Below are 14,260 nucleotides of genomic sequence, written 5' to 3' on the forward strand. Positions count from 1 at the left end.
CCTTCCTGTATTAATCCTCCAGTTACATCATCATCTTCACGTTCAACAACATCAGCATCATTCCACCGACCAGTGCAACACCCGACGGCAACAGCACAAAGTGGCGTAAGCGTTTGTGGTAGAGCATTACCGGCGTCAGCAGCAGCCCCAGAACGATCACTCCCCGCCAGGCATTAATCGACAGATCCGCAAGCGCCAAAACGGCAACAATAAAGCCAGGTAACACAATTCCCCATCCACTCCCCAGCGCGCGTTGCAACATGGTTTCATCTCTCATATCGATAATGATAACCAATATCATATGATATGTTTTCTCATTTGTCAGCCAGAGACCTTAAACCAGTATGAAGATTACTCATCTTCTGATGACAGGCATTCAGTAAGGTGATAAATTAAGCGACACTTAAATGAAAATCCAAATCACTAATTTTTCGCGATAACTGTTTCATCGCGTTACCTTTTCCCTTTTAGACAATCAGCTCGCTGTTATATTGCGGATAAATAACGATTTTTAGGTATGACATTACAAACCTGGCAATCTCTCTGTAACAAGAAATATCGATTGTCCCTACGACTGTTTCTTTTACTCAACGCGATCTCAGCTCTGTTTTCTGCAGCTCTGCCGCTCAACAATGTGCGCACCTTTACGCTTCCGGTATGCCTTATTTTTGCGATCAGCGTCATTCTGCCGATGTGGCACCGACGTTATCCAAAAACGAAAATTAATATCACCTTCACATCACTGATATTCGGCAGCCTGTGGGCATGGCATGTGATCACTAAAGTAAGATTAATAAACGATAATGCTGACGCGTATCTGCTGATCGCGCTACTCAGTGTTCTGTTTATTGGCACTATTGCGTTTTCAAATAATGTCCTTGCGTTTATTGTTCACTCTTCACCCGTGTTCATCAGTTGTCTGTGGCTGAGCGGCAGCGAAACAGAGCTCCGCCTGATCTACTCCTTCGCTCTTCCCGTCTTAGGGATTTCTATTCAGCATGCCATTCAGAAACGTAACGATAATTTTGCCCAGGGGTTGATGAACCGTCTGGTGCAGGAACGGAAAACACTGAACGATCTGAGCATGCTGGATCCGCTGACCGGCGTTTATAACCGGCGTGGATTGCAGAATAAAATCGATAATTTGCTGGCGGTGGATGACAGCCCCCGCTATGTGCTGCTACTGGATATCGATCACTTCAAAGCTTATAACGATCACTACGGCCATATGATGGGCGATCAGGCCCTGATCCGTGTGTCCGCCGCTTTGCGTGATGCGGTGGGTTCGCGGGATATTGTCGCGCGTTTTGGCGGGGAAGAATTCATGATTCTGATTAACAATGTCGACCAGGAACAGGCTCGTCTTATCGCCGAGCGTATACGTCGCCAGGTCTATGATTTAAAAATTCCCCATATGTTTAATGAAAGCGTGGCGACCAATGTAACGGTCAGCATTGGTATTGCTCCTCTATTGGAAAATGACATTGAGGCCTCGCTCGCTCGCGCGGATAAGGCCTTGTACGAAGCAAAAAATTTGGGTCGCAATAACATCCTGGTGAGTAAAGAGTTACAGCCCGCCTGAGCGAACTTTACGATAAAAATGTTGCTATCGATCCTACCCCTGGATAGGATTGGCAATAATTATCATTTAGATTTCGCAATTAGCCGGCGCCATGACTTATCGTACCGCAACGCTTACAGAAAACATTATCTGGCGAGGTAGCCTCATTGATGAGCGCGATTCGCTGGCTAATGCCATGCGGGAAACGATTACCAGCACGCGTGCGCACCTGCTTGATTTTATTCGTCTGAATGAGTCCTCGCCGTATTCGGCGTTGACGCTCAGAGAGTGGTCTCGCCACACCGAGCTGCAAACCCTTATCGCCACCTACTCTGATCATATCTACCGTAACCAGCCCACCCAGCCGCGCGAAAACAAACCGCTGCTTTCGTTATGGGCACAGTGGTATCTTGGGCTGATGGTACCGCCATTACTGCTGGCGCTACTGACGCAGAAAACCGCTATTGACCTCTCGCCTGAGCTGTTTCATGTTGAGTTTCATGAAACTGGCCGCGCCGCCTGTTTCTGGATTGATGTTCAGCCAGACCGTGCATTAACCTCGCAGAACGATGCCTGCCGCATTGGCGCGCTGACGACCCAGGCAATGCTTCCGGTGGTACAGGCGCTGGAAGCCACTGGCGAGATCAACGGTAAGCTTATCTGGAGCAATACGGGGTATCTGATCAACTGGTATTTAGGAGAGATGCTCCCCCTGCTGGGTGAAACGCGCGTAGCCGCGCTGCGCCAGATATGCTTCTTTGAAAAGCAGCTCGCCGACGGAAGCGACAACCCGCTTTGGCGCAGCGTGGTACTGCGCGACGGTGCACTGGTTCGCCGCACCTGTTGTCAGCGTTACCGCCTGCCTGATGTTCAGCAATGTGGTGACTGCACGCTAAAATAATCCGGGGCGCAACGTACGCCCCGGGGAATGGTGCTGATTGTTTTATGCGGTTTGTTTCTCTTCTTCTGCGCGCTGGGCCTCTTCTGCTTCCTGCTCCAGGAGTTGTTTTTCGTATACCTTGAAGAACGGGTAATAAATAATTGCGGAGATGCAGGCGAGAAGCACGACCAGGATAGCCGCACGGAAATCCCAGCCTAAAGCCCATGCACCGCCAATAGGTGCTGGCGCTGTCCACGGTACGACCGAAATGACCCGGCCAATTAAATCCAGTTTCATTGCCGCCCAGGCAATAATCGCATTAAGCGTGGGTGCAAGCAGGAAAGGAATAAAGAACACCGGATTCATGACAATGGGCGTCCCGAAGATCACCGGCTCGTTAATGTTGAACATACTGGGCACCACACTCAGACGACCAATCGATCGCAAGTGCACAGAGCGGCTACGCAAATAGCAAAGCACCAGCCCCATTGTCGCCCCGGATCCGCCAATTACAATAAAGAACGTCCAGAATGCTTCCATAAAGATATGAGGCAACGGTGCGCCCTGCGCCAGTGCGCTCTGGTTCAAGCCAAGGTTGGTTAACCAGAACATTTGCAGCATGCCAGAAACAATCGCAGCGCCGTGAATACCGGCAAACCACAGTAAGTGGCCGATAATCACTGCCAGCAGGATCGCTGGCAACGAATCCGCTGCGGACACCAGAGGCTTAAACAGTGCCATAATTGCCTGTGGGATCAACATGTTAAATTGCGTCTGGATAAACAGACTCAGTGGGTAAAGCGTTAACACCACCACTAACACAGGGATCAGTAAATCAAAAGAGTTCTTAATCATTGGCGGCACCTGATCGGGCAGGCGGATGCCAATGTTATGCGCCTTCAGAAAACGCATCATTTCCACGCAGTAAATCGCTACCAGAATCGCGGTGAAAATCCCCGTTCCGCCGAGGCTGTCGACCGGTAATGTGTCGCTGGTCTTTGGTGCAGCTACCAGCAAAAAAGCCATTAACGACAGCATGGCGCACATGAAAGGATCCAGTTGATGCGACTTCACGTAGTGCTTACCGAGGTTGTAAGCGATCGCCGCGCAAATATAGATAGACATAATGCCCATCGTCATGTCGAAAGGCGTAAGAATGCGGCCCTCGTACTGCTTCGCCAGATCTAACCACCCCCGGGCGAATCCCCAGGTGGTATCCGGCGAAAAAGGCGGATAAGCAAAAACCAGCAAGAACGAGCCTACGATCATGAACGGCATTGCCGAAATAAAACCGTCACGAATGGCCATAACATGGCGCTGAGATGAAATTCGCCCGGCAATCGGGCTGACATAGTTTTCTATAAACCGGAAAATAAGGTTAAACGCAGCATGGTTGGCAGACATAGCAGATCTCCTGTCAGACTAACAAATTAAGCGCACCAGCGAATGTTCTGCCGTGCAGCAATCCCTTTTTTCTGTTTGAAACCGCGCGGGTTTTTCAACCAGCTTTACAACGAAGCAGGATATGTTCATGGACGGCTCTTTTTTAATTATCTGGGCAGAGGAAAGTGACAAAATCAGTATTAACCCGGCATCGGGACACTGCAACCGGTTACTGTAACCGGTTTCCGCGATTGTGAAGGCGATCCAGGATCTGATTGTAAGTCGTTTGTTACATCAGAATATTTACAGCGATAACAGCCTTGTGACAGATTAATGGCGGTCTTATGCAGGAGAACATCATGAGTTTGCAGTCTGTGCGGCAATTCTTTGCCGACAATGCCCCCGATATCGACATTATTGAACTGAGTCAGAGTACAGCAACCGTCGCACTGGCAGCAGCCGCGCACCACGTCGAACCTGGGCAAATAGCCAAGACTCTGTCGCTGAAGGTAAAAAATGAAGTCATTCTGGTCGTTGCCAAAGGTGATGCGCGCCTCGACAACAAGAAACTGAAAACGACCTTTGGTGCAAAAGCACGGATGCTCAGCAGTGATGAAGTGGTCACTATTACTGGTCACCCTGTCGGCGGCGTCTGCCCGTTTGGCCTGGAGAACCCGCTGGCGGTCTATTGCGATGTGTCATTAAAACAGTACCCGGAAGTACTTCCGGCTGCAGGAGCCATTCATAGCGCCGTGCGGATTTCTCCGGAAAGAATGGCTCAGTTAACCCGGGCAAAATGGATAGATGTTTGCCAATAATCCTTCGCGCCAGGTGTAAAACCTGGCGCTGTTAACTCACCTACGTTAATTTGGATACTGCCCTGACAATGGCATCCAGGCCAGCATATCCGCTGCATGGAGCAGATTAAGGTCCGATGTTACACCCAGCTTATTCATCGCATTAAATTTATGCGCCCGGATAGTTTTAACGTTGCGATCCAACTGTGAAGCAATTTCCGCCAGGGAATAGCCACGAGTCATGTAACTCAGGATCTCACGCTCTGTCGGGCTAAGCATACGGGTCTGGCTAATAAACCAGTGATTTGTGACATCCTCATTTATCTCTTGCTTTTGCTCGAACAACCTCTCCATTTGTTGCAGTAACACAGGCAATGCGGACGATTTACTCCAAATACCGTGCAATTGCGAAGGTGAAAGCAAACCGACCAGTTGTGCTTCACCATCATCCTCTGCTAAAACAATGCGTTGCACTTTCGGATGAGAATGAGAAAGCCGATGCAACCCCATCAGGCACTCTCGCCGCTCTTCCCGACGCCCAAAAAGGGAATAGATCACCGCAAAGAAAGGCTTCTGCGTGAGAGCCTGGCGAAAAGACGCATAATTTTTAAAAAAATGAAAAGAGTATTGGCAGTTAATAGGATCATTAAATAAATGACGTAATCCTGCTTCACTCATTATGCACTTTTCGATGATGGCAACGTTGCTTCTTTTGCAATAATGTTCCATTCCTTCTGCTCTCCATATGCAGTGCCCAGGTTCAACTCTTTTATACCCCGCGCACTATTTATCCATGAGTACAGGTCCGCATTACTTCGCAGCGATAAACGCCGCATTGCGCTATTTTTTTGCGCGCTGATCGTCTTGTTGCTTTTTTTAAGCAGAGATGCAATTTGGTTGATTCCCCATCCTTTTCCAAGAAGGCGTAACACTTTCCGTTCAGAAAAGGTTAGCATTTCAGCATTATTGATATTTCTTTCATTTTCTTGCTGTTCAGAAATATTATGCACACAGTTAATATCTGGCAGCTTTTCATAACCTTCTCGTATTGTCCTGATGACCGTCTCAACCGGTTCCTCTTCCGCAAGAAGTGTCGTATGGGAGCGCAACAATAATTGCATCGCAACCGGATATAAACTGCGGGAAATCAGGAAGATCCAGTGCGTATTTTCACATTGCGGAAGCAAGGTAAAGTATTGCTGGCAGTGCCTGCGAGCATGCCGGAGTTCACCTGTCAAATCGACGACGATCAACCTGGCAGCAGCAAGTTGCCGAAGCGTAGTCTCTTCGACTGCGGAATAATACATTAATTGATATTCAGGGAAATGGCTTTCAAGAATGCCCCCGATCCCTGACCGTAGTACAGGCATCCTGCTAATGATAATCCCTTGTTTGTCGCTTAGCGATAGCATGAAAACCTCCGCTTCCATTCTTAACTGTTATCAATTGCCGCTATTAGCATTTAATCGGCCAATATAATTAACGTAACAAAACCGCCATTTCAGAATGAAACGGGTAATTAGATTTACGGAATTTATGATTAGCAATTAAATATAACGTTATAAAATTATAGTATTGCCCACTATCGTGTCAACATAACACAACGTCCATTCGAGCGTCCCGGTTAATATTAAAAATAAAATAAGAAAATAAAAACAATCGATGCGGATATAATTAAGATTAATAAATAAATTTCACGAATAATTAAGATGGTATTTTCCGCTAACTCTTTCAATATTGACGATTTTCAACATAACGGCATGGACATACCAGAAAAACTTACAACCTGGTTACCGGTAAAATAAGAACGTTTCACAATACTTCATCATCATGACTTACTGCGCAAATCTTGATCTACTTTAGCGCCATCCTACCTGTATATTGTGTTAAAAATAGCTTTTACATTTTCTTTTTGTGAGCGTCGTTACACCACTACCAGGGTCATCATGCAAACAGACCAGTCATCGCAGCGGGCCATCACACGCCTGTGTATTCAGTGCGGCCTTTATTTGTTACAGCACGGCGCAGAGAGCGCGCTGGTTGAGGAGTTATCCACGCGGCTTGGGTTGGCGCTGGGCATGGACAGCGTTGAAAGTTTGATTTCTTCAAATGCCATCGTACTTACCACTATCAAAGACGGCCAATGTCTGACCTCAACGCGCAAGAACAGCGACCGCGGTATCAATATGCATGTCGTGACTGAAGTACAGCATATCGTCATTCTTGCGGAACATAAGCTGCTGGATTTTAAAGGCGTCGAAAAACGCTTTTCTCAGGTAAAACCGCTGCGTTATCCACGCTGGCTGGTCACAGTGATGGTTGGCCTCTCCTGCGCCTGCTTCTGCAAGCTTAACAATGGTGGCTGGGACGGCGCATTTATTACCTTTTGCGCCAGCAGTGTCGCAATGTATGTGCGGCTGGTACTGGCGGGCCGGCATATGCATCCACAAATCAACTTCTGCATTACCGCTTTTGTTGCCACGACGGTGTCCGGCCTGATGCTGACTCTACCAGGTTTCCTCCACTCCTCGACGGTTGCCATGGCCGCCAGCGTTTTGTTGTTGGTGCCGGGGTTTCCGCTGATCAACGCTGTGGCCGACATGTTTAAAGGCCATATCAATACCGGGCTGGCGCGCTGGGCAATCGCCAGTTTATTAACGCTTGCAACCTGCATTGGTGTGGTAATGGCAATGACATTATGGGGGCTCCGCGGATGGATGTGATCCGGTTTTTTCTGGCGCTGGCGCAGGACATGGCGCTGGCAGCCATTCCCGCCGTGGGATTTGCTATGGTGTTTAACGTTCCGCATCGCGCCCTGCGCTGGTGCGCGCTGCTTGGCGCTATTGGTCACGGTTCGCGCTTTGCCATGATGCACTGGGGTTTTAACATCGAATGGTCAACATTCGTGGCATCCATGCTGGTAGGAAGTATCGGTATTCGCTGGTCACGCTGGTATCTGGCGCACCCGAAAGTCTTTACCGTGGCGGCAGTAATCCCGATGTTCCCCGGTATTTCCGCATACACCGCAATGATTTCAGCGGTGAAGATTGGCCACTTCGGCTACAACGAAGAGCTCATGATCCTGCTGCTGACCAACTTTCTCAAAGCCTCATCTATTGTTGGCGCGCTGTCGATTGGTTTGTCGATCCCTGGATTATGGATCTACCGCAAACGGCCGCGCGTCTGAGTATTGATCTTCTGTCGGTGCGGTTTGAAGGGGTTCAGGATCCTGCCGCGCAGGGAGAGTTTCACCAGGTAATAACAGTGCCAATTGCGCTGCGTTATACCTGCCCATAAAAATAACTTGCAATTAAATAGCGCACTACCTATACTCACTGCATGAAGACGACACCGAACACCACCGAGCAGCTCGCATTAGATAACCAGTTTTGTTTTGCGCTCTACTCTACAAACCTGGCGCTGCATAAGCTTTATCGCCAGCTGTTGGCTCCCATGAACCTGACGTATCCGCAATATCTGGTGATGCTGGTGCTATGGGAGAAAGATGATATTACTGTGTCGGAGGTTGGCGAACGCCTTTTTCTCGACTCCGCCACTCTGACGCCGTTGTTAAAGCGTCTGGAAAGCGCCGGATTGATTCGTCGTCAGCGTTCACGCCAGGATGAGCGTCAGGTGATAATCACATTAAGTGAGAGTGGTCGTGCGTTGCAGCAGCAGGCAACGGCTATTCCGGCGTCGATCAGTTGCGCAATGGCATGCGACAGCGCCACCATGCATGATATCAAGCAGCAACTGGAACAGCTTCGTCAGCGGTTTCAGCAGGCTTAAGCTCCCTTTGCAGGGAGTTTATTTCAGCAAATAAATAGCGCGCTATTTTATAGCAAACACTTGAGATAATAAGGAACCTGTCATGTCTTTAGAAAAAGTCGTTTATACCGCCAAAGCAAAAGCCACCGGCGGCCGTGATGGCCGTGCCACATCTTCGGACGGCGTCCTGGACGTTAAACTGGGTGTCCCGAAAGAGATGGGCGGCGCAGGCGGTGAAGTGACCAACCCGGAACAACTCTTTGCTGCTGGTTACTCTGCCTGCTTCCTTGGCGCGATGAAATTCGTCGCAGGCCGCGACAAAATTGCGATGCCAAAAGAGGCCTTTATCGAAGGTGAAGTGGGTATTGGTCCGTTGCCGACCGGTTTTGGTATCGAAGCCAAACTGAATATCCATCTGCCAGGGATGGACGCAGCAGAAGCCAAAAAACTGGTTGATGCAGCGCACATTGTTTGCCCGTACTCCAACGCTACACGCGGCAATATTGACGTAACGCTGAACATTATCGCGTGATCATGAAGAAAGCCGGGGAAACCCGGCTTTTCCTGCTGTACTGCCCTTTCCGTTCCCTGTGGTACTATGTGCTATTGAGCCTGTGTGAAAAACGCAGTACACCGTATCCGTAGTCATCCAGTTTGAGAACGCGTTATGTCTTCCAGAATCCTGACCTCAAATGTCATCGGCATTGATGAGTTTATGCGCGATCATGCCAGCATACTGGCCCGCATGGAAGGTGGCGCTATCGCCGTTTTTGCCAATAACACTCCCGCTTTTTACGCAATCACGCCGCAGCGCCTCGAGCAGCTGTTGGCGCTGGAAGCCCAGCTTGCACGTCCGGCGAGCGATATCGCTCTTGATGCGCAGTTCTATGAAGAACCCGGCAGCGCGCCGTTGAATGTACCCATGGGCAAATTCGCCATGTATCCGGGCTGGCAGCCAGATGCAGATTTTCAACGCCTGGCCGCGTTGTGGGGCATTGCACTTACCCAGCCGCATACCCCGGAAGAACTGGCTTCATTTGTTGCGTACTGGCAAGCGGAAGGCAAAGTTTTCCACCATGTACAATGGCAGCAGAAACTGGCGCGCAGCCTGCAAATCGGGCGCGCCAGCCAGAACGGTAATACGAAGCGTGATATCAACGCGCTTTCGGAACCAGACAATCAAATTCCACCCGGTTTTAGAGGATAACGATGAAAAACGTCGGCGAATTGATAAAACGTCTGCAAAAAATGATGCCCGCCAACATCCAGCCTGCGTTTAAAACGGGCGAAGAATTAATGGCATGGCAGAAACAACAGGGCGAAATCCGTTCGGCGGCGCTGGAGCGAGAAAACCGCGCCATGAAAATGCAGCGCACCTTCAACCGTTCCGGCATTCGTCCGTTACATCAAAACTGCTCGTTTGATAATTACCGCGTCGAAACCGAAGGCCAAATGCGCGCCCTCAGCCAGGCCCGGCAATATGTTGAAGAGTTTGACGGTAACATTGCCAGCTTCATCTTTTCGGGCAAGCCCGGCACCGGTAAAAACCACCTTGCCGCTGCTATCTGTAATGAACTGTTGTTACGCGGCAAGTCCGTGTTGATCATCACTGTTGCCGATATCATGTCGGCCATGAAAGAGACCTTTGGCAACCGCGAAAGCAGCGAAGAGCAGTTACTCAACGATTTAAGTTCGGTCGATCTGCTGGTGATCGATGAGATCGGTATGCAGACCGAATCACGCTACGAGAAAGTCATTATCAACCAGATTGTCGATCGCCGTTCCTCATCAAAACGCCCGACCGGCATGCTGACCAACAGCAATCTTGAGGAGATGAACAAACTTTTGGGCGAACGCGTGATGGACAGGATGCGTCTGGGTAACAGCTTGTGGGTGATCTTCAACTGGGACAGCTATCGCAGCCGCGTGACCGGCAAAGAGTATTGAGAGTTTTCCCCCCTTGCCCTTCTGCGCCCGCGTGTATACTGGGCGCTTTCGCCCGACATCAGGATCTCCACGACATGAAATTCGCTCAACGCCTGCTTTATTCCGCTGCCATCAGCAGTATTATGCTCACCGGTTTTGCTCATGCGGCGTCCTGGCAGGATACGCTCACCAGTGCCGCCAGCCAGCTCAACCAGAACAGCACCTCTTCACAACAAGGCGGTCTGTCGCTCTCCTCGCTGACAGGCCTGCTTAATGGCGGCAACCAGGCGCTTAGCGCAGGAACCATGAATAATGCGGCGGGCGTGATGACCTGGTGCGCTAAAAATAAACTCGCTTCGCTGACTAACACCGAAAACGTCAAAAATCAGGTGCTGGATAAGTTGGGACTGGGAACCGCGGAGCAGAAGCAGGACACCAACTATCTGCAAGGCATCCAGGGCATGCTAAACACCAAAAACGGTGAACAGTTGAATCTGAGTAATATCGGCAACACGCCACTGGCCGAAAAGGTGAAATCAAAAGCCTGCGACATCGTACTCAAACAGGGCGTCAATTTCCTCTCCTGATCAGCCGCCGCGTTGCCCACAACGCGGCCTCCGCTTCCCTTTTCCTGCCGGCCCGTCACCACTGAGAGGGCGATCAATATTGTCGCTTTCTAAACCGATTCTGAATAAAACCTCATTAGAGTGACACTACAATTGCAGCTATGTGACAACGTCATTAAATTGTACCGCCTGTTACAAACTTTAATAACCAGCAATAACTGCTGGCATTGATGAGGAATCCTGGTTGTCCGAGTTGCTCTCTGTTGCCCTGTTTCTCGCTTCTGTGGCGATCTATGCCTGGAAAGCGGGTCGTAACACCTGGTGGTTTACCGCAACGTTGCTGGTTCTTGGCTTTTTTATTGTGTTAAACATCACGCTCTACGCCAGCAACTACTTCACCGGTGACGGCATTAACGATGCGGTGCTCTACACCCTGACCAACAGCCTTACCGGGGCAGGCGTTAGTAAGTATCTGCTGCCCGGCGCGGGCCTGATTTTGGCGCTGGTGGCTGTGTTTTGCGCCCTCGGCTGGGTGTTACGCCGGCGCCGCCACCGGCCGCATCACGTTGGATACAGCCTGCTGGCGCTTGCGCTGGCGCTCGGATCCGTCGATGCCAGCCCGGCGTTTCACCAAATCACCGAGCTGGTGAAATCGCAAACGCGAGAGGGCGACCCCGACTTTTTAACCTATTACAAAGAGCCCGCCAAAAAGATCCCTGCCCCGAAACTGAACCTGGTCTATATCTACGGCGAAAGCCTGGAGCGCACTTATTTTAACGATGCAGCTTTTCCAGGCCTCGCGCCTGAACTGGGCGCGCTGAAAGACGACGCCATGGACTTTAGCCACACCGAGCAACTACCCGGCACCGATTACACCATCGCAGGTATGGTCGCCTCCCAGTGTGGTATCCCGCTATTTGCCCCGTTCGAAGGCAATGCATCGGCCTCGGTCTCGACCTTTTTCCCGCAGAATATCTGCCTCGGCGATATCCTGAAAAATTCCGGTTATGAGAACCACTTTATCCAGGGCGCCAACCTGCGCTTTGCCGGTAAAGACGTGTTCCTCAGGTCGCACGGTTTCGACTACCTGGTGGGGGCAGAAGAGTTAAAAAATCAGGTTGCTGATGCGAACTACCGCAATGACTGGGGCTTTTATGACGATACCGTACTGGACGCGGTGTGGAAGCAATACGAAGCGCTTTCGCGTTCCGGCAAGCGTTTTTCCCTGTTCGCGCTGACGGTCGATACCCATCACCCGGACGGCTTTATCTCACGAACCTGTGAACGTAAAAGCTACAGCATTGATGGGAAACTGAATCAATCCTTTAGTGCGGTGGCCTGTAGTCAGCAGCATATCGCAGCCCTGATCAACAAAATCAAAGCCTCGCCGTGGTTTAAAGATACGGTCATTGTGGTGTCGTCAGATCATCTGGCAATGAACAACACGGCATGGAAGTACCTGAATAAACAGGATCGCAGCAACCTCTTCTTTGTGATCCGTGGCGACGATCCCCAGCAGGATATTTCCGGCATCAAGCGTAGCACGATGGATAACGGCGCAACCGTGCTGGATATCCTCGGCGGGGATAACTTCCTCGGCCTTGGGCGAAGCAGCATTTCCGGCCAGTCGCTTTCCGGCGTGTTCCTGAACATGAAACAGAAAGTACTGGCATGGAAACCGGACATTATTCGTCTGTGGAACTTCCCGAAAGAGATGAAGGATTTCACCATCGACCAGGGCAAACAAACGATTGCTTTCTCTGGCAGCCAGTTCCGCCTGCCGCTGCTGGTACGCGTATCGGAGGCGCGTATCGAGCCGCTGCCAGAAAGTGAATACTCTGCCCCATTACGTTACCAACTGGCGGATTTTGCCCCGCGCGACAACTTTGTCTGGGTCGATCAATGCTACAAAATGGCGCGCCTCTGGTCACCCGAACTGGCGCTCTCTACCGACTGGTGTGTCTCACAGGGCAGCCTGGGCGGCGAGCAACGCGTTGAACATGTCGACAAGCCGCTGTGGAAAGGGAAAACGCAGTTTACCGAAACGGTGATCAGCGCCGCGCGCTACCAAAACAACGTCGATACGCTGAAGACCGTCGACAACGATATTCGCTATAAAGCCGACAGTTTTGTATTTAACGTTGCAGGCGCACCGGAAGAGGTAAAGCAATTTAGCGGTATTTCCCGCCCGGAAAGTTGGGGGCGCTGGTCGAATGCCAAACTCAGCAACGAAGTGAAAATTGAGTATAACCAGCCACTGCCAGCACACTTTGAACTAGTGATCACCGCCAAAGCCTTTGGCCCCAACGCCAACCGCCCGATTCCGGTACGGGTCGGCAACGAAGAACAGACGCTGACGCTGGGTAACGCGTTAAGCACCACAACGCTCAGCTTCCGCAACCCGTCGCGTAGCAACACACTGGTCATTGTGCCGCCGGACCCGCAATCCACTAACGAAGGGAATATTCTGGGTCACTCGCCGCGTAAACTGGGCATTGGCCTTGTCGAAATCAAAGTGGTGAACCACGAAGGCTGACCGTTAAAGGTCAGCTTTCATCTCATACTGGCTTAAGGCCAGCGTATGGTAGCCCGCGCCGAGGAATAACGCAGAAAACCGCTCAGGCACCGCGACAGGGGTGCTCACCTCTGGAAACGCCTGATTCAGCGCACGCAGGAATTCGCTGGCAAAGCCTTTGCCCCGATATTCGGGCTCGACATAGAGAAAACGTAACTGAGGTTTACCCCCCGGCGTGGCAACCACAGCATAAGCATGTTTACGGTATTCACAGGCCTGCGCAGGCAGCGACACCGCCGTGAGAGGGTCCACCTGCCATGGCAGTCTGGGATAGCTCTCGCCCACCGCTTTACGCACCACACTGAGTGGATCGAGGGCCACCAGCGGCGCCGTTTCTGCCGCACCCTGTTCGCCCCCCTGAAACCCCAATAGCGGCTGAACGGTGGCAAACCCCAGCGCGTGGTACAACGCCACACCGGCGTGGTTATCGCTAAGTACTTCCAGCCATAATTGCCGCACGCCTTTATCCGCCAACCCTGCCATTAACGGCGGCAGAATGCGCCTGCCGACGCCCTGCCCCCGATAGTCGGGACGAATGGCAAATGCTGCCAGACGCGCGCTTTCTCCGCGCCGTGTCACCAGGGCCGCCGCCGCTGGCGTGTCGCCCTCCAGCCAGACACAGGAATCGACAAAGCTTATGTCTTCGGCAATAAAACGTTGGGCAAAAAGCGGGGAGGGCAATGAAAACGGCACGCTATAGCCTTCAAAGCAATCACTAAGGATCGCGGCAAGCTGATCACAGCTGTAATGCAGGGCGGGAACGGCAACAAGGTTCATAGAGCTTCTCCACAGGGCGCTAATGAG

Annotated in this window: 16 protein-coding genes; 11 read left to right on the forward strand and 5 right to left on the reverse strand. The window is 51.1% G+C overall.

Going from position 1 to position 14,260, the window contains the following annotated elements:
• Positions 1-22: 22 nt before the first annotated feature.
• On the reverse strand, positions 23-301 hold the full coding sequence (locus tag ACUY4S_RS19845) for a DUF1435 domain-containing protein (protein ID WP_458023614.1): 279 nt from the start codon (positions 299-301) through the stop codon (positions 23-25).
• Between the two features lie 216 nt (positions 302-517).
• Here ACUY4S_RS19845 and ACUY4S_RS19850 point away from each other — a divergent pair, with 216 nt between their 5' ends.
• Positions 518-1,582, forward strand: coding sequence for a GGDEF domain-containing protein (locus ACUY4S_RS19850; protein WP_312687079.1), 1,065 nt, complete (start codon positions 518-520; stop codon positions 1,580-1,582).
• A 91-nt stretch (positions 1,583-1,673) separates the two neighbouring features.
• Positions 1,674-2,462, forward strand: coding sequence for a siderophore-iron reductase FhuF (fhuF, locus tag ACUY4S_RS19855; RefSeq protein WP_458021674.1), 789 nt, complete (start codon positions 1,674-1,676; stop codon positions 2,460-2,462).
• 42 nt (positions 2,463-2,504) lie between these two features.
• Here fhuF and ACUY4S_RS19860 read toward each other — a convergent pair whose 3' ends face one another.
• Positions 2,505-3,845 carry a PTS sugar transporter subunit IIC gene (locus tag ACUY4S_RS19860; protein WP_458021675.1) on the reverse strand — a complete coding sequence of 447 codons (1,341 nt, stop codon included), beginning with the start codon at positions 3,843-3,845 and terminating at the stop codon, positions 2,505-2,507.
• Between the two features lie 338 nt (positions 3,846-4,183).
• Here ACUY4S_RS19860 and ACUY4S_RS19865 point away from each other — a divergent pair, with 338 nt between their 5' ends.
• The gene (locus ACUY4S_RS19865) at positions 4,184-4,642 is read left to right on the forward strand and encodes a YbaK/EbsC family protein (protein WP_312687074.1); all 459 of its coding nucleotides are present in this window, start codon (positions 4,184-4,186) and stop codon (positions 4,640-4,642) included.
• Positions 4,643-4,687: 45 nt separating this feature from the next.
• On the opposite strand, the gene bglJ is transcribed toward ACUY4S_RS19865, so the two are convergent.
• Both bglJ and ACUY4S_RS19875 read right to left on the reverse strand, forming a co-directional pair.
• Positions 4,688-5,299, reverse strand: a complete 612-nt coding sequence (gene bglJ / locus ACUY4S_RS19870) for a DNA-binding transcriptional activator BglJ (RefSeq protein WP_458021676.1) — start codon at positions 5,297-5,299, stop codon at positions 4,688-4,690.
• The gene (locus ACUY4S_RS19875; RefSeq protein WP_458021677.1) at positions 5,299-6,033 is read right to left on the reverse strand and encodes a helix-turn-helix transcriptional regulator; all 735 of its coding nucleotides are present in this window, start codon (positions 6,031-6,033) and stop codon (positions 5,299-5,301) included. Before ACUY4S_RS19875 ends, bglJ begins: the two co-directional genes overlap by 1 nt.
• A 534-nt stretch (positions 6,034-6,567) precedes the next feature.
• Between ACUY4S_RS19875 and ACUY4S_RS19880 the strand changes: the two genes are divergently transcribed.
• From ACUY4S_RS19880 to opgB, 8 genes are all read left to right on the forward strand, one after another.
• Positions 6,568-7,344: a threonine/serine exporter family protein gene (locus tag ACUY4S_RS19880; RefSeq protein ID WP_312687068.1), complete on the forward strand. Its 777-nt coding sequence runs from the start codon at positions 6,568-6,570 to the stop codon at positions 7,342-7,344.
• Positions 7,335-7,808: a threonine/serine exporter gene (locus tag ACUY4S_RS19885; RefSeq protein WP_312687066.1), complete on the forward strand. Its 474-nt coding sequence runs from the start codon at positions 7,335-7,337 to the stop codon at positions 7,806-7,808. The genes ACUY4S_RS19880 and ACUY4S_RS19885 overlap by 10 nt, the downstream gene beginning before the upstream one ends.
• Before the next feature lie 152 nt (positions 7,809-7,960).
• The gene (locus tag ACUY4S_RS19890) at positions 7,961-8,410 is read left to right on the forward strand and encodes a MarR family winged helix-turn-helix transcriptional regulator (RefSeq protein WP_458021678.1); all 450 of its coding nucleotides are present in this window, start codon (positions 7,961-7,963) and stop codon (positions 8,408-8,410) included.
• 82 nt (positions 8,411-8,492) lie between these two features.
• Positions 8,493-8,921, forward strand: coding sequence for an organic hydroperoxide resistance protein (locus ACUY4S_RS19895; protein WP_312687062.1), 429 nt, complete (start codon positions 8,493-8,495; stop codon positions 8,919-8,921).
• Between the two features lie 135 nt (positions 8,922-9,056).
• Positions 9,057-9,596: a primosomal protein DnaT gene (gene dnaT, locus ACUY4S_RS19900; RefSeq protein ID WP_312687060.1), complete on the forward strand. Its 540-nt coding sequence runs from the start codon at positions 9,057-9,059 to the stop codon at positions 9,594-9,596.
• Between the two features lie 2 nt (positions 9,597-9,598).
• Complete coding sequence (dnaC, locus tag ACUY4S_RS19905; RefSeq protein WP_312687058.1) at positions 9,599-10,336, forward strand: replicative helicase loader DnaC; 738 nt, start codon at positions 9,599-9,601, stop codon at positions 10,334-10,336.
• 74 nt (positions 10,337-10,410) lie between these two features.
• Positions 10,411-10,902 (forward strand): YjjA family protein, encoded by a 492-nt coding sequence (locus tag ACUY4S_RS19910; protein WP_312687056.1) that lies wholly within the window; start codon positions 10,411-10,413, stop codon positions 10,900-10,902.
• A gap of 223 nt (positions 10,903-11,125) precedes the next feature.
• Positions 11,126-13,417 (forward strand): phosphatidylglycerol--membrane-oligosaccharide glycerophosphotransferase, encoded by a 2,292-nt coding sequence (gene opgB / locus ACUY4S_RS19915; protein ID WP_458021679.1) that lies wholly within the window; start codon positions 11,126-11,128, stop codon positions 13,415-13,417.
• Between the two features lie 3 nt (positions 13,418-13,420).
• Here the strand turns inward: opgB and ACUY4S_RS19920 are convergent, their stop codons facing one another.
• Positions 13,421-14,233 (reverse strand): GNAT family N-acetyltransferase, encoded by an 813-nt coding sequence (locus ACUY4S_RS19920; protein ID WP_312687052.1) that lies wholly within the window; start codon positions 14,231-14,233, stop codon positions 13,421-13,423.
• Between the last annotated feature and the right edge of the window lie 27 nt (positions 14,234-14,260).

It is taken from the genome of Kosakonia beeri (assembly GCF_054165705.1).